This is a genomic window from Herbaspirillum sp. CAH-3 (assembly GCF_009668275.1).
Classification (GTDB): Bacteria; Pseudomonadota; Gammaproteobacteria; order Burkholderiales; family Burkholderiaceae_D; genus Herbaspirillum; species Herbaspirillum aquaticum.
The window spans coordinates 1-20,335 of sequence record NZ_VSWE01000025.1; the positions used below are offsets into that span (position 1 = coordinate 1).

21 protein-coding genes are annotated in these 20,335 nt (G+C 63.4%); 6 read left to right on the plus strand and 15 right to left on the minus strand.

The features are described from left to right. A partial coding sequence (locus FYB76_RS24460) for an ESPR-type extended signal peptide-containing protein (RefSeq protein WP_154135354.1) occupies positions 1-394 on the minus strand: 394 nt, incomplete at its 3' end. Between the two features lie 320 nt (positions 395-714). Between FYB76_RS24460 and FYB76_RS24465 the strand changes: the two genes are divergently transcribed. Then, positions 715-2,301: a ShlB/FhaC/HecB family hemolysin secretion/activation protein gene (locus FYB76_RS24465; RefSeq protein WP_229297088.1), complete on the plus strand. Its 1,587-nt coding sequence runs from the start codon at positions 715-717 to the stop codon at positions 2,299-2,301. Between the two features lie 37 nt (positions 2,302-2,338). Here FYB76_RS24465 and FYB76_RS26740 read toward each other — a convergent pair whose 3' ends face one another. Continuing rightward, positions 2,339-2,494: a hypothetical protein gene (locus tag FYB76_RS26740; protein ID WP_166675113.1), complete on the minus strand. Its 156-nt coding sequence runs from the start codon at positions 2,492-2,494 to the stop codon at positions 2,339-2,341. Positions 2,495-2,803: 309 nt separating this feature from the next. Between FYB76_RS26740 and FYB76_RS24470 the strand changes: the two genes are divergently transcribed. Together FYB76_RS24470 and FYB76_RS24475 are read left to right on the plus strand one after the other, a co-directional pair. Then, positions 2,804-3,778, plus strand: a complete 975-nt coding sequence (locus FYB76_RS24470; RefSeq protein WP_154135355.1) for a nitronate monooxygenase family protein — start codon at positions 2,804-2,806, stop codon at positions 3,776-3,778. Positions 3,779-4,433: 655 nt separating this feature from the next. Next, positions 4,434-4,703 carry a hypothetical protein gene (locus FYB76_RS24475; RefSeq protein ID WP_154135356.1) on the plus strand — a complete coding sequence of 90 codons (270 nt, stop codon included), beginning with the start codon at positions 4,434-4,436 and terminating at the stop codon, positions 4,701-4,703. 52 nt (positions 4,704-4,755) lie between these two features. On the opposite strand, the gene FYB76_RS24480 is transcribed toward FYB76_RS24475, so the two are convergent. Further along, positions 4,756-5,451, minus strand: coding sequence for an alpha/beta fold hydrolase (locus FYB76_RS24480; protein ID WP_154135357.1), 696 nt, complete (start codon positions 5,449-5,451; stop codon positions 4,756-4,758). A 48-nt stretch (positions 5,452-5,499) separates the two neighbouring features. Next, the gene (locus FYB76_RS24485; RefSeq protein ID WP_154135358.1) at positions 5,500-6,660 is read right to left on the minus strand and encodes an MFS transporter; all 1,161 of its coding nucleotides are present in this window, start codon (positions 6,658-6,660) and stop codon (positions 5,500-5,502) included. Between the two features lie 269 nt (positions 6,661-6,929). On the opposite strand from FYB76_RS24485, the gene FYB76_RS24490 reads away from it, so the two are divergent. Further along, entirely contained in the window at positions 6,930-7,529 is a 600-nt protein-coding gene (locus tag FYB76_RS24490) for an HD-GYP domain-containing protein (protein WP_154135359.1), read from the plus strand. Positions 7,530-7,603: 74 nt separating this feature from the next. Beyond that, positions 7,604-8,827 carry a YbfB/YjiJ family MFS transporter gene (locus FYB76_RS24495; RefSeq protein WP_154135360.1) on the plus strand — a complete coding sequence of 408 codons (1,224 nt, stop codon included), beginning with the start codon at positions 7,604-7,606 and terminating at the stop codon, positions 8,825-8,827. Positions 8,828-9,041: 214 nt separating this feature from the next. Here the strand turns inward: FYB76_RS24495 and rffA are convergent, their stop codons facing one another. The 10 genes from rffA to FYB76_RS24545 form a co-directional block, all read right to left on the minus strand. Continuing rightward, entirely contained in the window at positions 9,042-10,178 is a 1,137-nt protein-coding gene (rffA, locus tag FYB76_RS24500) for a dTDP-4-amino-4,6-dideoxygalactose transaminase (RefSeq protein ID WP_154135361.1), read from the minus strand. A 69-nt stretch (positions 10,179-10,247) separates the two neighbouring features. Further along, positions 10,248-11,060: a class I SAM-dependent methyltransferase gene (locus FYB76_RS24505; protein WP_154135362.1), complete on the minus strand. Its 813-nt coding sequence runs from the start codon at positions 11,058-11,060 to the stop codon at positions 10,248-10,250. Positions 11,061-11,109: 49 nt separating this feature from the next. Continuing rightward, entirely contained in the window at positions 11,110-11,478 is a 369-nt protein-coding gene (locus FYB76_RS24510) for a hypothetical protein (protein ID WP_154135363.1), read from the minus strand. Beyond that, positions 11,475-12,188: a phosphoribosylglycinamide formyltransferase gene (locus FYB76_RS24515; protein ID WP_154135364.1), complete on the minus strand. Its 714-nt coding sequence runs from the start codon at positions 12,186-12,188 to the stop codon at positions 11,475-11,477. Before FYB76_RS24515 ends, FYB76_RS24510 begins: the two co-directional genes overlap by 4 nt. Beyond that, positions 12,185-13,114, minus strand: coding sequence for a glycosyltransferase family 2 protein (locus FYB76_RS24520; protein ID WP_154135365.1), 930 nt, complete (start codon positions 13,112-13,114; stop codon positions 12,185-12,187). The genes FYB76_RS24515 and FYB76_RS24520 overlap by 4 nt, the downstream gene beginning before the upstream one ends. Continuing rightward, a complete protein-coding gene (locus FYB76_RS24525) occupies positions 13,111-13,806 on the minus strand; it encodes a WbqC family protein (RefSeq protein WP_154135366.1) in 696 nt (231 codons plus the stop codon). Before FYB76_RS24525 ends, FYB76_RS24520 begins: the two co-directional genes overlap by 4 nt. Before the next feature lie 4 nt (positions 13,807-13,810). Beyond that, positions 13,811-14,899 (minus strand): hypothetical protein, encoded by a 1,089-nt coding sequence (locus FYB76_RS24530; protein WP_154135367.1) that lies wholly within the window; start codon positions 14,897-14,899, stop codon positions 13,811-13,813. A 300-nt stretch (positions 14,900-15,199) separates the two neighbouring features. Continuing rightward, positions 15,200-16,276 carry a histidinol-phosphate transaminase gene (hisC, locus tag FYB76_RS24535; RefSeq protein WP_154135368.1) on the minus strand — a complete coding sequence of 359 codons (1,077 nt, stop codon included), beginning with the start codon at positions 16,274-16,276 and terminating at the stop codon, positions 15,200-15,202. 84 nt (positions 16,277-16,360) lie between these two features. Further along, the gene (locus FYB76_RS24540) at positions 16,361-17,023 is read right to left on the minus strand and encodes a helix-turn-helix transcriptional regulator (protein ID WP_154135369.1); all 663 of its coding nucleotides are present in this window, start codon (positions 17,021-17,023) and stop codon (positions 16,361-16,363) included. Between the two features lie 89 nt (positions 17,024-17,112). Next, positions 17,113-17,787, minus strand: a complete 675-nt coding sequence (locus FYB76_RS24545) for a Crp/Fnr family transcriptional regulator (protein WP_088755430.1) — start codon at positions 17,785-17,787, stop codon at positions 17,113-17,115. A 179-nt stretch (positions 17,788-17,966) separates the two neighbouring features. Here FYB76_RS24545 and FYB76_RS24550 point away from each other — a divergent pair, with 179 nt between their 5' ends. Continuing rightward, on the plus strand, positions 17,967-19,607 hold the full coding sequence (locus tag FYB76_RS24550; protein ID WP_154135370.1) for an acyl-CoA synthetase: 1,641 nt from the start codon (positions 17,967-17,969) through the stop codon (positions 19,605-19,607). Positions 19,608-19,629: 22 nt separating this feature from the next. Here the strand turns inward: FYB76_RS24550 and FYB76_RS24555 are convergent, their stop codons facing one another. Next, positions 19,630-20,223 carry a molybdopterin-dependent oxidoreductase gene (locus FYB76_RS24555; RefSeq protein WP_154135371.1) on the minus strand — a complete coding sequence of 198 codons (594 nt, stop codon included), beginning with the start codon at positions 20,221-20,223 and terminating at the stop codon, positions 19,630-19,632. Positions 20,224-20,335: the final 112 nt, after the last annotated feature.

Genomic DNA, 20,335 nt, shown 5'->3' on the forward strand with positions numbered 1-20,335 from the left:
CGCCCAGTTCGGACTTGCTGGCGCCACCCGCGTTGTTGAGGATGACTCCCTGCCCATCCACATCAAAACGCCGGTAGCTGTTGACCGACAGGCCCTTGGCGTTGGGCTGCCGGATGTTCACTACCGGCACACCGTTGGCGGCCTTGAGCACCATCGGCTGCTCTTCGCGGGGTGCGTTGCGGTCGACCAGGATCTGCGCATGTGCCACGCTCTGCCACGTCAGTGCCAGGGCCAAGACCAGCGTGCAGAACTTCCACGATGCCGGTGCCACCACACCGGCTCCCCCACGAGCCGTCGGCAACTTCTGGCCACTGATGGCCGAGGCGGTTTCTGCGACCGCCATCAGCATGCCGCGATGACGGTTGAAGACCAACTGATAGCGCTGACGGTTCATGGATCGCCCCTTGTTGCGAGATCGACCCGGGCCGGATGCCTTATCGATTCGAGGCGCAGTCTATTTTTTTAGAGCGGATTAAAAAATCAGAAAAGTCTGATTTATGTGCAGACGATAAAAAGAGAAATTGCGATCTCCCCAATTTTTGAGTGATCGCGACACGCGTGCCCGCTGTTGTTTTGCTCGCTGACCATTTCCTTATGAATCGCTACTACCTCCTTTCTCCGCTGCTGCTCGGCGCGCTCTCCCTCCCGCTCTACAGCGCAGCACAATCTCCCGGTATCCAGTAAGAACAACTGCAGCGCGAACGAGCGCGCGTCTTGCGCGAGACCCTGGAGCAAGCGCCCGATGTGCTCACGCTGGGCCTGCCCCCTCCCGCTTCCACATCGTTGGACTATCCCGAGCACGAACAACCTTGCAGCCGCATCGACACGATCATCATGGAAGGAGATTCTGCGGAGCGCTTCCGGCCCGCCCTGGGCACGATGATGCAGGCGGCCGGGGATGGTGGTGCCGCAGGCCGCTGCCTGGGCAGCCAGGGTCTGCAAATCCTGCTGGCTCGCGTGCAGGCCGACATCATCGCGCGCGGCTACACCACCACGCGCGTGCTGGCACAGCCGCAGGACCTTTCGGCCGGCAGGCTGGTACTGACGGTGATACCGGGCAGGCTGCGCAAGGTGCGCATGGCCGAGGGTGCCGATGCGCGGGGTAACACGTTTTCGGCACTGCCCTTGTCGGAGGGAGATGTCCTCGACTTGCGGGCCATCGAGCAGGGATTGGAAAACCTCAAGCGCGTCCCAACGGCAGAGGCCGACATCGAGATCACGCCCTCGGAAGAAGCCGATGCGCAAGCCGGCGACAGCGATCTGGTAGTGCAGTACCGGCAGGCCTTTCCGTTCCGCTTCTCGGCCTCACTGGACGATGGCGGCGCCCGCACCACCGGCCGCCATCAGGCCGGCGTGTCGGTGGCGTATGACAACTGGTGGACACTCAATGACCTGTTTTACGCCAATCTCACACGCAGCCTGGGCCGCTACGGGGATCGCGGCAGCCGCAGCCACACGCTGCATTATTCGCTGCCCTTTGGCTACTGGCTGCTCTCGGCGACGCTCTCCGGCAGCCGCTATCACCAGACGGTGGCGGGCGCCTTCGAGCCGGTGCTCTACAGCGGCCATGCAGAAACCGGCGAGCTGAAGCTGTCGCGGCTGCTGCAGCGTGGCGCCACCAGCAAGACGCTGTTCTCGGCCAAGCTGTTGCTGCGCAAGTCCTTCAATTTCATCGACCAGATTCCCCTGGATCCGCAGCAACGCCGGATGAGCGCGTGGGAGGCGGGCTTGCAGCACCGGCATTTCATCGGCAGCGCCGTGGCCGAGGTGAACCTGGGCTACCGGCGCGCGCTGGACCGCCAGGGCAAGGCGCCCGAAGATGCGCTGGATTTGCCGCAGATCACTACCCGCTATGGCCTGTGGCTGGCGGATGCGGCGCTGCAGCTGCCCTTCCAGGTCGGCGCGGCACGGTTTCGCTATGGCGCGCTGGCACGCGCGCAATGGAATCGCGGCCGCTTGCCGGCCCAGGATCAATTCGCCATCGGTGGCCGCTACACGGTGCGCGGCTTCGATGGCGACCTGAGCCTGCAGGGCGAACGCGGCTGGCTGCTGCGCAATGAGCTGGCGTGGGGGTGGCGAGAAAGCGGACAGGAACTCTACGCGGGGCTTGATACCGGGGCGGTAGCGGGTCCGCTCACGCAATTGCTGGGCGGGCGCCGGCTGAGCGGCGCCGTACTGGGCTGGCGCGGCAGTATCGACAAGCTTGGCGTTGAATTTTTCATTGCGACCCCGGTATCAAAGCCGAACGGGTTCCCCACCGCCACCCTGGGCGGCGGGTTCAACCTGCAATGGTCGTACTGAAATGCAATGGCAGCGACGAGGCGCGCGGCGCCTGTCTTCACTGCTGGCGATAACGCCGCAGGCCGCGCACCGGCAGCTTGTCCGACTCGATGAGCGCCTTTTTCAGTGCACGCTTGTGCAGCAGCGCGCCCCCAATCAGTGCGACGGCGGCCAGGACGATGATGAGGACATTGACGAGATCAAAGTGTTGCATGATTCCCCCCTACGGCTAATGACGATAGATAGATGGAACGCGGGCATGGCCCTTCCGGCTGAGCCGGTCCGCAAGACGCCCCCGGTAGCGCCCTGCGTGGCCTGTTTTGCTGCAGGCTTGTGGAAAACATAGCACGCATTGAAGGGAAGACAGTAAATCATATAAATAATTTCCTGAAAATTTCACCTTCGCGCAACAAAAAGCACGACCGTTATATTTTGTCGCTTTTTGTCCTATAATCGCCGGACAAAAGCGGCATGGGGTCCAGCCCTGTTGCCTTGAGATAACGACAACCCAAGTGAGACGACCATGCCACCAGCCCCTGCTTACCCCAAAGCATTGCAAGATCTGCGCCTGCCCATCATTTGCTCGCCCATGTTCATCGCCAGCGGCCCGGCGCTGGTGGCAGCCCAGTGCAAGGCCGGGCTGGTCGGATCGTTTCCTGCCCTCAACGCGCGCCCGGCCGAGCTGCTCGATACCTGGCTGACCCAGCTGCAGGACGAGCTGGCGCAGTGGCAATCCGAGCATCCGCAACGCAAGGTCGGGCCGATCGCGGTCAACCAGATCGTGCACCAGTCCAACGACCGCTTGGCCCAGGACGTGGCCACCTGCGTGAAGCACCAGGTGCCCATCATCATCTCCAGCCTGCGCGCACCGCCCAAGGAAATGCTGGACGCCGTCCACAGCTACGGCGGCATCGTGCTGCATGACGTGATCTCGCTGCGCCATGCCGAGAAGGCACTGGAAGCCGGTGTGGATGGCCTGATCCTGGTGGCCGCCGGTGCCGGTGGCCACGCCGGTACGCTCTCGCCCTTCGCGCTGGTAGGCGAAGTACGCAAGATGTTCAAGGGGCCACTGGCCCTGTCCGGCTCCATCGCCACGGGCGATGCGGTGCTGGCGGCGCAGGCCATGGGCGCGGACTTCGCCTACATGGGCTCGCGCTGGCTGGCCACGCGCGAATCCAATGTCGACGACGCCTATCGCCAGGCCATCGTCGAGTCGACGGCGGCCGATGTGGTCTACACCAACCTCTTTACCGGCGTGCATGGCAACTACCTGAAGAAGTCCATCGTCAATGCCGGCCTCGATCCGGACAACCTGCCCGAGGCCGACAAGACCAAGATGAACTTCGGTTCCGGCGGCGGCAGCAAGGCCAAGGCCTGGCGCGATATCTGGGGCGCAGGCCAGGGCGTGGGGCTGATGGAAGATGTGCCGACCGTGGCCGAGATGGTGGACAGGCTGGAAGAGGAATACCGCGCCGCGCGTGCGCGGCTGTCGCTGTGAGGCGACGCTTTTGCAGCAACGGATGAGCTTCACGCCGTCATGAGCGACGTGAAAAACTAAGTAAAAGGCGGACCGCTACCCGGGTCCGCCTTTGTTTTTTTGCGGTGCCATTCGCAGCCGATGAGGAACGCAGCCAGTCCTGGCGCGTCCAAACGGGTAGCTGCTCTTCTCTTTCCGCGCGTTGTGCGCCGGCTTGTACGAATTGTCTGTCAGACAAAATCTTATTTTTCGTCTCACTTTGCAACTCGCGGCACTTCTGTTGGGAGGTCCGGTCGTACTAGGGCCTGTTCCCATTCAATCTGCGAGATGCGTTGCCCCCAGAAGGCGGGCTGGCAAGGCGCGCGTCAGGGCTGGTGGTGGTGCCACCAGCCCTGACGTGCAACGCGGCCAGCGCGCCTTCTGGGGGCAACCCTCCGGGAGAGGCCGCCAAGCGTCGCCTGCCGTTGTTGCAGCTCCTTGCCGTGGCACCACCACGGCGCGTCGCTGCGCCTAGGCAGTCAACGCTTGGCGACCTCTCGCACTCGCAGATTGAATGGGAACAGGCCCTTATTCGCTTCGTGCAGACGCAAGGCACCTGATGCGCTGTGGCCACCCTCACACGGCATCGCCCTGCGGCAAAAGAAGAGTCAACCATTCAATTGCGAGGACCACCACCATGACCAGCTTCCTGAGAACCAGAAAAGATCGTCATCCCAAACAAGACAAACCCCGCCTGCCGCATGAGCATGACCAGAATGCGGACCGCCAGGATGCCGCCAACAGCGGCCATGCGGTCGAGCGCCCCGAAATCCGCCAGGCCTACGACGACATCCGCAAGGGCCAGGTCGATACCGACCTGCGCGGTACCGGCGGCCTGGATGAAATGAACAAGCGGCCCGGCAGCCGCTCGTCCGAGGCGCCCCGCAAGCAACTCGACAAGGATTGAGGCAGCACCGATGCCCTGTCGCGCCGGCCCCGGACTGGCCGACGCGCAGGCTTCAGAGACCCGATTGCACGATCCAGTCGGAGATGATCCGGAACAATTCCTGCGGCTTTTCCATCGGCGTCATGTGACCGCAGTCGCCGATGATCTCCAGGCGCGATTGCGGTATCTGGCGCGCCATCTCTTCCGATTCCTCCACACTGCGCAGCTTGTCCTCGTCACTGCTGACGATGAGCACCGGGCACTCCAGCCGTTGCAGGTCCTCGGCATTGCTGTCGCGCAGGGTCTGCAACTGCCGCAGGAATACCTCCTTGCCGTTGGCCAGGGCCATGGCCTGCAACCGGTCCAGCAAAGCGCGATCGGTGCTGCGTGCCGGATGCAGTGACGAAGCCAGCGCGCGCGATGTCAGTCCCTTGAAGGGCGTGCGCTGGGCCAGCTCGATCTGCGCCAGCGTCCCTGCGGATTCGCGCTCGGTCTGCGGACGCGATGAGGTATTGAGCAAGCCCAGCCCCAGCACACGCTCGGGGGCCTTGAGCGCAATGGCTTGCGCCACGAAGCCGCCCATCGAGAATCCGAACAGCACGAAGCGCTCCGGCGCCTGGCGCAGCACGGCATCGGCCATGGCCTGGATGCCAATATCCTGGCCGAGGTCGCCAAAGTTCAGTGTGCCCAGCGTGGACAGATCGGCCTGCATGTCATCCCACAAGTGGGCATTGAGCATGAAGCCCGGCAGCAGGACCAGGTTGCGCATCGATTTTTTTCCTTGCATCAGAGGTTGTAGAAGTAAACAGCGGAGGTCTTACTGCAGCCACTGCGCGCGGCGGCTGGACCCGGCCATGGCCAGGCACAGTATGCCCAGCAAGGCCAGTGCCGCCTGCAATCCCCAGCCATGGGCGAGGAAACCGAACACGGGCGGGCCGATCAGGCTGCCGCTGTAACCCAGTGTGGCCACCGCCGCCAGGGCGCTGGAGCCGTGCCGGCCGGCGGCGCTGAAGACGAACGGGAACACCGCGGCCACACCGGTCCCCGCAATGGCAAAGCCCAGGATCGCCAGCGCCATGCCGGGGGCCGCCACCGCCAGTGCGATGCCCAGGCTCGCGATGAGCGTGCCGACCCACACCACGCGGCGCGCGTCATAGCGGGCCTTGAGGCGATCGCCGATCATGCGCATGATGAGCATCATCCCGGCGAACGCGGCATAGGCCAGGGGCGTGGCACCATCGCTGGCACCGATATGGTCTTTCATGTAAATGCCGCTCCAGTCCGCCACCGAGCCTTCGACGATGGCGCCGCAGAAGGCGATCACGCCCAGCACCACCAGGTGCCCGTGCGGCAGCGCGAAGAGCTTGCGCGCAGGATCGTGCTCGGGGCGGTCGTCTGGCAGCGCCTCATAGCACGCGTAGAGTGGATAGAGGAACAGCGCGGCCACCAGCAGGAAGTGCCAGATGGGCGCCACGCCCATGCCCGCCACGGCACTGGCGGCCAGCGCACCGGAGAAGGTGCCCACGCAGAACCAGCCGTGCAGCATGGACATGATGGGCCGTCCGGCGTCGCGTTCGGCCTGTGCGCCCAGCGCATTGATGGCCACGTCGAAGCAGCTGGAAGCCGCCCCATAGATCGTGCAGATCAGCATGAGCAAGGCCACGTTCGGTGCCAGCCCCAGCAAGGGCAGCGATACCAGCAGGGCCAGTCCGGCGTAGAGCGTGCTGTGGCGCGCGCCGTAATGGCCGGTGATCCAGGCCGCCAGCGGGAAGGAGCCGACCGCGCCGATGCCGCCACACAGCAGCACCAGCGCCAGCGTGGCCGCATCGAGCTGCAGGTAGTCCCGGATGGCAGGAATGCGGGCCGCCCAAGTGGAAAACACGATGCCCAGCAGCAGGAAGAACAGCGGGATGGCAAACTTGCGCCAGATCAGGCGCAGGGCAGAAGACGGGCGGGAAGTGGACAGCTTGGTTGTCATCGATCAGTCAGGAATGTAAACTGCGCAACATCATTTCTCTCCTGAAATGATTTTCAGTATTGCAGGCCGCTATTATCCGACAACCGGGAAAACGCATGCACATGCGTCGTCGGACCAGCGGGTCGGGGGCTCCCTTCACGGGGGCTCATTCAGAGACCAAGGAACCTGCAAAGGTTCACGGCAGGCGCATCGCCTGTCCACTATCCAACGAGCAACACCTCTGATCGACCGTGCACGCTGCCAGCGGCTGCAATCACGCAGGGACAGGAATGCCAGTTTCAGAACCGAACAAGATCTACCAGGAAGTCATTGATGCATTGATCGCCCTGCATCGGCTCACTGACGGCTATACGCCCAATCACGAGGACCAGACTGCCGAGCTGGCAGTGATGATCGGCCGCCACTTGGGCCTGCCGGCCGAACGCATCGACGTGCTGCACATGGCGGCCCAGGTGCACGACATCGGCAAGGCCCGGATACCGCTGGAGCTGCTGACCAAGCCCGGCCGCATCACCTCCGATGAATACGGCGTGCTCAAGACGCACGTGCAGTTCGGCTATGAAATCCTCAACAAGATCAGCTTCCCCTTCAACCTGGCCGAGATCGTCTGGTGTCATCACGAGTACCTCGATGGCAGCGGCTACCCGCGCGGCATCGGCGGCGATGCGTTGCCGCTGGAGGCGCGCATCCTGACCGTGGCTGACATCGTCGAGTCGATGTCGGCCGACCGTCCCTACCGCAAGTCGCTGGGCATGGCGGTAGCGCTGGAAGAAATCCAGCGCCAGAGCGGGTCCCGGCTCGATCCCGTGGTGGTGGATGCCTGCCTGCACGTGGTGCAGCAGCACAACTGGCGGCCGCTGAGCAACTAGCCTGGCGCGGTGCCCCGGCCGCTTCGGCTACACTGGCACCACACCACAACAAGACCGCCAGGAGACGCCATTCCATGCCCCCGCACGCCGCGCATGCGCCCTCGCCTTTCATCCTGCGCCATCCCATCCTGACCGCCCTGGCCCTGTCGCTGGGCACGGCCGTGGCGCTGGGCGTGGCGCGTTTCTCCTATGCCCTGCTGCTGGCCCCGATGCGCAGCGACCTCGGCTGGCCTTACCTCATCGCTGGCGGGATGAATACCGGCAATGCCCTGGGCTACCTGCTGGGTGCGCTGCTGACCCCGCGCCTGATGCGCCGCTATCAGGCGCACCGCGTGCTGATCGCGGGCGCGTTCGCCACCGCCCTGCTGTCCTTCCTGCCGGCGCTGACCACGGATACGCTGCTGCAATTGCTGCTGCGGATAGTAACGGGTGTGACCAGTGCGCTCATCTTCGTCTCGGGCGGATTGCTGGTGAGCCGGCTGGCGGCCTTGCATGCGCATCGCGCCGGCCTGCTGCTGGGCTTGTATTACGGCGGCACCGGCATCGGCATCGTGGCCGCCTCGCTGCTGGTGCCACCGGTGATGGAGGCCGCCGCCGCCCAGGGCGCGCCCCATCCTTGGCAATGGGCGTGGATCCTGCTGGGCGCACTGGCGCTGGTGGCAAGCCTGGTCATGACGCTGCCTGCGCGGCTGATGCCGACCTCCCCGGCGCAGGCGGCAGGAGGCCGGACCTGGCGTGCGCGCAGTTTGTTGTTCGGGCTGACCGGTTATTTGTTCTTCGGGCTGGGATATATCGGCTACATGACCTTCGTCATCGCCCTGCTGAAGGAAGAAGGAATGGCACCCGCGCGGATCACGCTGTTCTTTGCGCTGCTGGGGGCGGCGACCTTTGCGTCTTCGCGCATCTGGGCGCGGATGCTGGACCGCTTCCGGGGCGGGCAGTCGCTGGCCATCCTCAACGGCCTGCTGTGCCTGGCCACGCTGCTGCCGGCCATGACGGCCGCGCCGGTGGCGGTGTTTGCCTCAGGGCTGCTGTTTGGCGGCTGCTTCCTCTCGGCCGTGGCGTCGACCACGGCCATGGTGCGTCACAACCTTCCGCCGGCAGATTGGCCGGCCGGCATCAGTGCCTTCACCATCATCTTTGCCGTGGGGCAGATCATCGGCCCGTCCATCGTCGGCTGGATCGCCGATGGTGCCGGCGGCCTGCAACGCGGTTTGACGTTTTCTGCACTGATGCTGCTGGCAGGGGCGCTGGTGGCGTGGCGGCAAAGGCCGCTGGCCCAGCGGATGACCAGCTAGCGGGCCAGGCTAGCACGTCGCTGGCGCTGGGGCAGGCATCCTCCCTGCCAACGCACGAAGGGTTACCGATCCGATCGGGATACTGTTAAGCCGCCCCCATGCTGCCAGCCACTGACCGGGGGCGGAAGTAAAGCAGGCGCCAGCCAGTGAAGCCCGGATTACGCCCGGACAGCAATGCCCGCCCGAGCGCAGCATAGGACAATACGTTGCCGCTTCAGCGTACCGCCAATTGCAGTGCATCGACTACACGAGCCTGCTGATCCGCAGTCAGGCCTACCCATAGTGGCAGGCGAATCAAGCGGCTGGATTGCGTCATCGTTTGCACCATGCTGCCGTGAACTCGTCCGAACCGGTGACCCGCGGGGGAGTCGTGCAACGGCACGTAGTGGAACACAGCCTGGATCCCTTGTTCCTTGAGTCGACTCAGCACACTTTGACGGTCCAGCTCGGGCGAAAGCAGCACGTAATACATATGAGCGTTGTGCTGGCAGTCGCCAGGCACAACGGGCCGGCGCAGGACGCCAGCCCGCTCCAGAGGTTCAAGCGCCGCATGATAACGGTCCCAGATGGTCAGACGTTCCGCCGTAATGGACTGGGCTTCCTGGAGCTGGGCCCAAAGGAAGGCGGCAGTGATCTCCCCAGGCAGGAACGAGGAGCCCACTTCCTGCCAGGTGTATTTATCGACCTCACCGCGGAAGAAGCGGCTGCGGTCCGTCCCTTTTTCCCGGATGATTTCCGCCTGCAATGCCGCCTGTTCGGAGTTGACCAGCAAGGCGCCCCCCTCACCGCAGATCACGTTCTTGGTCTCGTGGAAGCTGAAGGCGCCATAGTGTCCGAGGGTGCCCAGGGCACGGCCCTTGTAATGCGCCATCACTCCTTGAGCGGCGTCCTCAACCACCTTAAGGCCATGCCGGGCCGCGATTTCCATGAGGCGATCCATCTCGCACGCCACACCTGCATAATGGACAGGGACAATGGCGCGGGTGCGAGGTGTGATGGCCTCTTCCACCAGCTTCTCGTCGAGGTTGAGCGTGTCTTCCCGGATGTCGACGAACACCGGCACCGCACCGCGCAGGACGAACGCATTGGCGGTGGAGACGAAAGTGAACGAGGGGAGAATGACTTCGTCCCCGGCCTTGAGCTCCAGCAGCAGTGCCGCCATCTCCAGTGCCGCGGTACACGAATGGGTCAGCAGGACCTTTTTGCTGCCAGTCTGCTCTTCGAGCCACTGATGGCATCGTTTGGTGTAGCCTCCATCGCCCGCCAGCCTGTTCTGGAATTTTGCTTCGGCGATATAGAACAGCTCCTTGCCGGTCATGTAGGGACGATTGAATGGAATGAAGTCAGCCATAATTGATGTACCTCGATGGAGAACGAAATTTTTCCTCGCGCTGCTCGCCGCGCAGCGCATCTCTCAGTATCAGCCGCGTTTGCGGATGCGACAATCGATAATGGGTTGCATGCTAGCCGGAACGAAATGCAAGAGCTTGTGCAGGCGCATCCTCACCATGGCCGTAATGAGAGAACACACCACCGGGGACCGGCGGCGGGCGAACAGCGGATCGCTCAATATGCGTTCGAAGGCGGACACCAGCATGCTGCGATCGAACTGCACCTGGATCGCCGGCAAGCTGCGCCCGATGGCGGCCACCTGCGGCACCGTGATCCAGTTCAGCGAACGCCATGTCCCGGCCGGATCGGTCACGCGAGTGCTGCCGAATATCCGCGCCCCTAGCACCTTCTCTGTCAGTTTCTTGGAAAACAGCGTTGGCAGATTGAAATGCGGCTCATAAGGGAACAGGTAATTGGCGCACGTGAAACGGTAGGTGGCGCCGATCTGAAGGCTGGCGGCAATGCGCTCCAGCGTAGCGGCGACATCGTCCACATGCTCCATCACGTTGACCGAGAACGCATAGGCGAAGGTATCGGGCGCATCGAGCTGCTCGGCCCCGATCGGGCAAAGCCGGGGCGCAAAACCGCCCTGCTGCGCACTGTCGAGCACCACCTGACGCATCCGTTCGAAATGTGAAAATCCGCTGCCAGTGGGCTCCAGCGCCGTCACCGCAAAACCCTCGCGCGTAAGCTGGCTGCTCAGCAACATGGCGCCGGCGCCGACCTCCAGGATGGGACTGCCCACAGGTAGTTGCGCCAGGTCGGGCGCAATCAGACGGCGCCCGAACAGGGCCTCTTCCGCATAGGTATCGAACAGGCTCTGTGCCTGTGCGTCCGGCATGCGGGCGCGCAGTTGCGCAAACCATTGCCGCATGTCATCGAGAGCGGAATCAAGCATCGGCGGACATCCCCATCAAGATGCCGCCAAGGATCAACAAGGCGGCGATGATCTTGGTCCAGCCGAGGCTCTCGCCCAGGATCACATGGCTGCCCAGCAGCACCATCAGGAAGGTCAGTCCGATGTAGACCGGAAAGGCCACCGCCAGCGGCAAGCGTGCCACGACGAAGAGCCAGACAAAGGAAGCGATCAGGGCGGCGGCGTAGCCCGACATGAGGATCGGGTCCATCAAGAATGCCAACAGGCGGGGTACGATGCCGTCGGCTGCCGGCCCTGCGCCGGATTGCGCACGCCACTTGACGATCAACTGGCTGTAGCTGACGAGCAGGGCGATCGGCAGGATGGGAAGATAATATTTCATGAAGACTTTCCGGGCGCGACGCCCTCGATCTGCTGCGGAGGATAGTCCGCAATGCGTTGCCACATGGCCGCGTCAATCAGGCGGCGATCCAGTTCCAGGTCAGGATTGACGAATATCTGGCGGCCATGGATCGAGTACGCGGCACAGGGCGCCGCCACCGCTTTTGCATGCAGAAGGATGGCGTTGAGCAAACTGTGGCAACCGGCACGAAACACGATGTCCATCACCGATGCCACCGTATCGGCGGGCGTCACCGGAATGGCGGCCTGCACCAGGGGCCGCCCCGTGTCCACGCCAGCATCGACCAGATGCGCCGTCACCCCGATGAAGGGGCTGCCCGCCTCCAGGGCCGCGGCTACCGGCCTGGTCCCGATCATCGCGCCGTAGGCCGGCAGCAGCGAGTAATGCAGATTGAGCAGGCGGCCGGCGAAGGCGTCAACGACGGCGGGAACGATGATGCGATGAATGTTGGTGATCACCAGATCAGGCCGCACCTCGTCAAGCAAGCTCGCCAGGGTCGCCTGCCCCGATTCGGAAAAATCGATGACATGACTGGGCAAGGCGTGTTCGCGCGCGAAACGGTTGGCCAGGCATTCTCGATCCGTGATGACGGATACCAATTGCGCAGGCAACAGCCCCAGGCGGATGACCTCGGCGACGAAGCGCAGGTTTCCGCCCCCGCCAGAGCACAGAAAGGCGATCCTGATCATTTCCCGCCCCCCCGATAGATCTGGCGAACGATGGAATACGGCCGTTGCTTCACCTCGGAGAAGATCTTCGAGAGATAGATGCCGATGACCCCCACCGAAGAAATGAGCATCCCTCCGATCAGCCAGATGGAGGCCATCAATGAGGTCCAACCGCTGAGGGTACGACTGAAGAAGAGCCAGTTCAGAACGAGGTAGATATTGGCTGCCAGCGCCACGCCCGAGATGACCGCACCGATATAGAAGATGGCAGTCAGGGGCTTGTTGGAGAACGAAGTGATGGAATTGACCAGCAGCGCGACCTTGTGGCGCAAGGTATAGGTCGACATGCCGCGACTGAGCTTGTGGACGACGCACTGCTTCTGAACGAAACCTGTGATGTGCCACAGGCCGGCCATGAATACCTCACGCTCCGCGTGCCGCACCAGGGCGTCCACGTAGCGACGCGTCATCAGGCGCGCGGTGACGATATTGGGGGTGAGGGACATGTCGGTCATCATGTTGAACAGGCTCCAGAACCAGCTACCGCTCCAGCGTTCAAACAGTCCGCCCTTGCGGCTCTCCTGGACGCCGTAGACGACGTCGGCCTGCTCCTGGAACATCTGTTCTGAAAACGGCGCCAGCCATTCCGGGTGCTCCTCGAGATCACTGTCGATGAGGTAGACCAGATCGGCCGTGCTGTGCGCCAGCCCGGTCATCATCGCCTTGTGGTGACCGAAATTGCGCGAAAGATCGACCACGACCACATGCGCATCCTGATCGGCCAGGGCGATCGCCACGGCAAGCGAATCATCGGGCGAGCCGTCGTTGACCAGGACGATTTCATAGTCATCCCCGGCAAAGGCGGCGGCAGCAGCACTTGCCCTGCGATGAAACTCGGCCAGATAGGGCGACGACTTGTACAGGGTGGCGACGATGGCAAGCTTCATTTGTTGACGTACTTCATGTAATTGGCGGCGTTGCGGCCACAGTTGAACAGCAGATCGACCACGCTGACCTCGTGCACGAATTCCCCCCACAATTGCGGATACGGAGGATAGCCGGCGTAGTCAAAATAGGTGAGGTCGATACCCGCCTGCTCAAACAGGGTTTCATCCAGATAATCGCGCGCAGCACCTCCGGTGACGTACTCGGTGGCACCAGCCTGGCGACAGAGATTGACCAGCTTCTCCGTCTTGTCGCCCTCCAGCACATAATCGCTGGACCGGCTCAGCCGGGTGTCGATGCCCAGGTAAGCGCATACGCCGGCCAGCAAGGCCTGGTTGATCTCGGAGAGATTGTCCATACCCGCTGCGTAAAGGGGGCGCAGCCACGCGCCCACTTCGTCGAAGAAGGGACTGCGCCGATAGTTGGCCTCCAGGGTATTCCAGTGGCGATCAGACCAGCGTGGGTCGCTGATGCTCACATCGCAAATCCGTCGGTGGATCGCCGCGCCCACCGGAATGCTCAGCCAATGCAAACCCTGCGGTGTCTTGATCTTGTTGCGGTTACGCCAGTCGTTTTTGGTGAATTGCATCTCGTCATAGAAGATGAACTCATCGACACTGGCCATCATGTCGACATAGCCCTTCCACGGGATGTAGTTCGATTGGAGGATGGCAATGGATTTCCTGGCGGCCATGGACTCAACCTGCCCTTCCACCGAGCATGCCCCAGGCCGGGAAGTAACAATCCACGCACTGCGCGGCCTGGGCGATCTTGGTCAGGTTGAAATGAATCAGAAAAGCCAGCACGAATAGCCAGGCCAGGGAATGCCTTGCGAATACCTCACGCGTTGCAAAGTTGATCACGATCCAGGCCATCAGCGGCCCCATCAGGAGCGCGTCGTACAGGTAGGGATGGATGGAAACGGCTTGCGGCCAGAACAACAGCATGAGCATATAGACCGAGAATACCGGTGCCATGCTGCGCACGCTGCCGGGCTGCTCCGATGACTCGTCTGCAGCCGCCGACTGCCAGCGGCAATAGGCCCATTGAGAGGCCAGCAGGGCAGCGGGTACGGCCAGCAGATACCAAGGGCGATTGAATTGCGGCGCAATCACCGAATCGATGAAATTGCCATAGAAACGCATGTCGCCATCCAGCCCTGAACGGAACAGCCACGTACTGTTTTCGCTGGAAAAACCCAATGCCTTGGCAACCAATACCGGCTGCAGATAGAGGATGACCGACAACGCCATGAGCGCCAGGGCAGCGACGATCCAGCGTTTGTCGGCGCGATAGCCCACCAGAGCCATCCCCAGCATGAACAGGCCGAACAGCGCCGAGGCCATCGGCATGAACAGGCTCATGACCACCGCGCTGATCCAGAACGGCCTGCCACCGGCATGATCCCGATGCAAGAGGGCAGAACTCAGCAAAAGCGCCGGGAAAACGAAGACGAAGGCGTTGTCGACGTTGAACTTGCCCAGAGAAATCCAGAAGCCCGGAGACGTCAGGAAATACAGGACTGCCGCCAGCAACAAGAGCGCACGCCGCCAGTCCGTGCCATGGGCCAGATGGCTGCGCACCACCACCCAGATGGCGCCCAGCGAAGCCACCATGGCCAGGATTGCGCCGCTCATGCGCATACCCAATACCGGCATCCACTGCTGCAACTTCAGCAGGCCTCGCATGAACAGCAGGTAGACGGTGGAATGATTGGCGTAAGCCTCATGCTTGGCGTAGGCGTCGGCACTCAGGAACGTCAGGAACCCGTGTTTGAGCCATGGCACGCTGCTCCAGACAGGAAAGGTGAAGTCCCGCAATCTTTCCGGAGCCACGTCAGCGCGTATCGCCATGGCGCGAAAACCAAGGCGGAACACCAGGAACAGTCCGAAAAGAACGGTCAGGCACAACGCCAGGTTGAAAATGAGGCGCCTAGAGTGCAACGCGGAACCAGCATGAAGTTTCATGGACGACAAAAGAAAAGGGCAAGAAAAAGCTGCCCAATCATACACAGTAATCTTTACCGCGTTAAAGAAAAAGCAGCCGACTCATGCAGAGCAGGCCGCTGGTACGGGCCGGCGCGACACTCAGGCCAAAAGCCGACGCAATGCCTCCACCAGCGTGCCGCAATCCTCATCGGTGCCGATGGTGATGCGCAGGAACTGCTTGATGCGCTCGCTCTTGAAGTGGCGCACGATGATGCCGTCGCTGCGCAAGGCAGCGGCCAGCTCGGCGGCATCGCGCTGTGGATGGCGGGCGAAGACGAAGTTGGCCGCCGAGGGCAGGACCTCGAAGCCCAGTGCCTCCAGCTGCGCCACCAGTGCGGTGCGGCTGGCGATGACCATGTCGCAGGTCTTGCGGAAATAGTCCTCGTCCTCGATGGCGGCGGTGGCACCGGCAATGGCGGGGCGGTCCAGCGGATAGGAGTTGAAGCTGTTCTTGACGCGTTCCAGCGCATCGATCAGGTCGGCATGGCCGACCGCAAAACCGACCCGCATGCCGGCCAGCGCACGCGACTTGGAGAAGGTCTGCACCACCAGCAGGTTGGGATAGCGCTGCACCAGCGGGATGGCGCTCTCGCCGCCAAAATCGATGTAGGCCTCATCGACCACCACCACGCGCTCCGGATTGCCCTGCAGGATGCGCTCCACTTCGTCCAGTCCCAGCAGGCAGCCGGTCGGCGCATTGGGATTGGGGAAGATGATGCCGCCGATGGCATCGCCATGGCCGAGGTAATCCTCGGCGCGCAGGGTGAAATCCTCGGCCAGCGGCACGGCGCGATAGTCGACCTGGTACAGGCCGGCATAGGTCGGATAGAAGCTGTAGGTGATGTCCGGGAACAGGATGGGCTTGCCATGTTGCAGCAGGGCCTGGAAGGCGTGCGCCAGCACTTCGTCGGAGCCGTTGCCCACGAATACCTCGCGCGCGCTGATGCCGTCGGCGGCATGGCGGCGGGCGATGGCCAGCTTCAGGGGTTCGGCGTCGGGATTGGGGTACAGGCGCAGGCTGTCGCTGACCTCCCGCGCGATGGCCTGCAGGGCCAGCGGCGACGGGCCATACGGGCTCTCGTTGGTATTGAGCTTGACCAGGCGCGCGATCTTGGGTTGTTCGCCGGGGGTGTAGGGCGTCAGGCGGCTGACGATGGGACTCCAGAACTTGCTCATGAGAAATCAGCCCGGGCCGGGCCACACAGAATTGAGGGAAAGCGCAGATGGTAGCAAACTTGCCGCCACCCGGCCGCAGCCGCCTCAGAAATAAGGGCGGTAGCGCGGCTGGCGGGCCTGGTCGTCCTGCGTCGTGGCCGGCGGGCGGGGATGGCTGCTCAACAGCGACAGGGCGCGGCCGGCGATCCCGGGCGGCAGGCCGATCAGGTCCTGGCAGGCGCGCTGCAGGGCCGACAGCGAGGCGAACCCGGCCGCAGCGGGACTGGCGCCGGCATCTTCCATCCGCGCCAGTTGTGCCAGCACCCAGGCCACGCGCTGCTCGCGCACCAGGCTGCGCAGCGATTCGCCCTCGGCAAACAGCAGGGCACGCAGGCGGGCCGTGGAAATCTGCCAGTCGCGCGCGATGCGCTCGGCGCACCAGTCGGCGGCAGGCTGCGCAAAGATCGCGGCGGCAAGGCGGCGGGCGTGGGGCTTGCTGGTGTCGGCGGCGCGTTCCATGTCGGCGCTGGCCTCGGTCTCCAGCGCCAGCGACCAGACTGCGGGGCGCATGCCTTGTGCCGGCACGCGCGGATGCGCGAGGCAGGAAAAACGCACGAAGGGCGGCACCGTGAAGCTTTCGCCCTCCTGCAGCTCGACCGCTACGCCCCCGCTCTTCAAGGTGGCCGCCCCCTTCCAGACCCGCACCCGCGCCGGGGCGGCGAAACGCAGTTCACGCAGCAGCAGGTGATGGTGGGTGATGATGGCCATGGATGAATCGGTGTAGTGTCAGAGCCGGAATGCTCGTCCGATCTTAAGCCGGTAGCCTGCGCCAGACTGTCATCGTGGTGACAGGCCGCTCACAGCGAGGCCATGCCGAAGGCACGCAAGCCATCGAGATCGACCACGCGGATGCTCTGGTAGGAAATTTCCACCAGCCCCAGCTCGGCCAGGTGGCGCATGGCCTGGTTCACGCGCTGGCGTGACAATCCGGTCAAGAGGCCAATCTCTTCCTGCGACAGTTCCAGCACCTTGGAGGTACGCGGATACAGCATCGGGTGGAACAGCTGTGCAATGGCCTGGGCCACGCGGGCGTCGACATCAAGCAAGCGCTCGTTCTGGACCGTGGCGATGAACTGGCCCATGCGTTCGTTCAACTGGCCGATGACGAAAGCGTTGAAGGGCAGGCTCTCGGCCATGAGGCGGTGGAAGGTATCGGCCGGCACCAGCAGGATCTGCGAGGCCCGGATGGCGATGACGTCATAGCGGCGCGGCTCGCGCTTGATGACGCTGCCCTCGCCGCACCAGCCGCCCTCGGGCACGCCCGAGAGTGTGCTGCTGCGGCCATCGATGTTGTAGACGGCCAGCTTGATCAAGCCCTCATGGACGCCGATCCAGTATTGCGAGAGTTCACCGCGCCGGGCCACGAAGGCATCGGCCGAAAAGCGCGTCAACTGGGTGGTGGCGGCGACCAGCGCACGATGCTCGCCGGCCAGCGCGGCGAACCAGTCGTATTGCTGCAGAAGCTGCGCCATCGGGCTGCTCATGGGATAGTCGAAGGGGGAGGGAAACGGCAAACATTGTCGCACGTCAGCCTTGTCGTCGTGATGACAAAGCGCAAGTGCGCTTCGGTGCTACCCTAGTACAGAAAATAACAGGCGGCTGATAAAAAATGCACAGGCCGCGCCCTCATCCCCGCCGTAAGGAGACAGACATGGCAGATTTCGACACCGGCCTTGGCCGCAACGCCGCCAATTACGCGGCCCTCACCCCCATCGATTTCATCGCGCGCGCCGCCGCCGTCTATGGCAAGCGTCCCGCCATCATCCATGGCGCATTGCGCCAGGACTGGGCCCAGACCTATCGCCGCACGCGCCGCCTGGCCAGTGCCCTGCAAGGTCTTGGCATCGGCAAGAACGACACCGTCTCGGCCATGCTGCCCAATACCCCGGCGATGGTGGAGGCGCACTTCGGTGTGCCCATGGCCGGTGCGGTATTGAATGCACTCAACATCCGGCTCGATGCCGAGTCCATCGTCTTCATGCTGCGCCATGGCGAAGCCAAGGTGCTGCTGATCGACAGCGAGTTCGCCGCGCTGGCACAGCAGTTGCGCACGCAATTGCCGGCGCTCAAGATCGTCGAGGTGTTCGACGTGCTCGGTCCGCCACCGGTGCCCGGCGAGCGTTTCGGCCACCTGGAATACGAAGCCCTGCTGGCCGATGGCGATGAAAATTTCGACTGGCAATGGCCCGCCGACGAGTGGGATGCCATTGCGCTCAACTACACCTCCGGCACCACCGGCGACCCCAAGGGCGTGGTCTATCACCATCGCGGCGCGGCCCTGAATGCGGTTTCCAACATCCTCGAATGGGACCTGCCCAAGCATCCGGTCTACCTGTGGACGTTGCCCATGTTCCATTGCAATGGCTGGTGCTTCCCGTGGACCGTGGCGGCCCGCGCGGGCGTGAACGTGTGCCTGCGCAAGTTCGACCCCAAGCTGGTGTTCGACCTGATCGCCGAACATGGCATCACCCATTACTGCGCTGCGCCCATCGTGCATGCGGCGCTGGCCAATGCCCCCGAGGGCTGGCGCGCCGGCATCCGCGGTCCGGTCAAGGCGATGGTGGCCGGTGCACCGCCGCCAGCGGCCGTGCTGGCCAAGATGGAGGCGATGCAGTTCGAGCTGACCCATGTCTATGGACTCACCGAGGTCTATGGCCCGGCCGCCGTCTGTGCGGAACAGGATGCATGGAGCACGCTGTCGGTGGACCAGCGCGCGGTGCAGAAGTCACGCCAGGGCGTGCGCTATCACCTGCAGAGCGGGGTCACGGTGCTCTCGCCGGACACCATGGAACCGGTCGCCACCGACGGCGAGGAGATCGGCGAGATCATGTTCCGCGGCAACATCTGCATGAAGGGTTACCTGAAGAACGACAAGGCCACGCACGAAGCCTTTGCCGGGGGCTGGTTCCATACCGGCGACCTCGGCGTGATGAATGCGGACGGCTACATCAAGATCAAGGACCGCAGCAAGGACATCATCATCTCCGGCGGGGAAAACATTTCCAGCGTGGAAGTGGAAGACGTGCTGTATCGCCATCCGGCCGTGCTGGCCGCAGCGGTGGTGGCGCAGCCGGATGAGAAATGGGGAGAGACGCCCTGCGCCTTCGTCGAACTCAAGGAGGGGGCCAACATCGATGCGGCGGAGCTGACCGAATTCTGCCGGGGCCACCTGGCCGGTTTCAAGGTGCCCAAGGCGATCTACTTCGGTCCGCTGCCCAAGACGTCCACCGGCAAGATCCAGAAGTTCGAACTGCGCAAGCGCATGAAATCGGACAGCGCCATCAACGTCTGAGGCGCCGCCCCATCACATCGCCTCAGGCCTTGCGCACGGCGATGTGATACAGGCCCCAGGGGCATTGGCCGAAGCGCTCCGGCAAGGGGCGCGCGCTCATCTCGGGGAAGCTGTCGGCGTCATACACGGCCCACAGCGGGCCGAGTCCGCCCAGCGGGATGGGCTTGCCATCCAGGTGGGTGGCGATGATGAAGCGATACTTGGCGATATCCTCGGCCGAGACCAGCACCGCATAGCCATCCACCGCGCGCAGGGCGCAGTTCTGCACGGCGGCGGGACCACCGACGGCGCGCAAGACCTCCGCGAGCAGCGGACCGCGCAGGCTGTGGCGGCGGCCATCATATTCCAGCGTGGGACGGATCTCCACCGAAGGCAGCGCGGCGAGCGCGGCAAAATCGAAGGTGTGGGCACGGTCGAAAGCCAGTTTCTGCTTGGCCATCATCTGGTCCAGCGCCGGATCGAGCGGGCCGCGATTGGTTTTGCTGATGTCGCCGGTCACCGTGAGCAGTACCGGACCTGCGGCAGCACCAGGCTTCTTGTCGGCGGCCAGTGCCGGCAAGGCGACGGGCGCGGCCAGCAGCGAGGCACCGAGGCCAAGGAACTTGCGTTTTTGCATGAATAACCCTCCTGATGGAGATGGATGGGACGTGCGGTGATGGCGGATTGTAATCAGTTTTTGCGCTGCGCTGCGCACCAAGGAAAACGGCCCGCCTCAAGGCGAGGCGGGC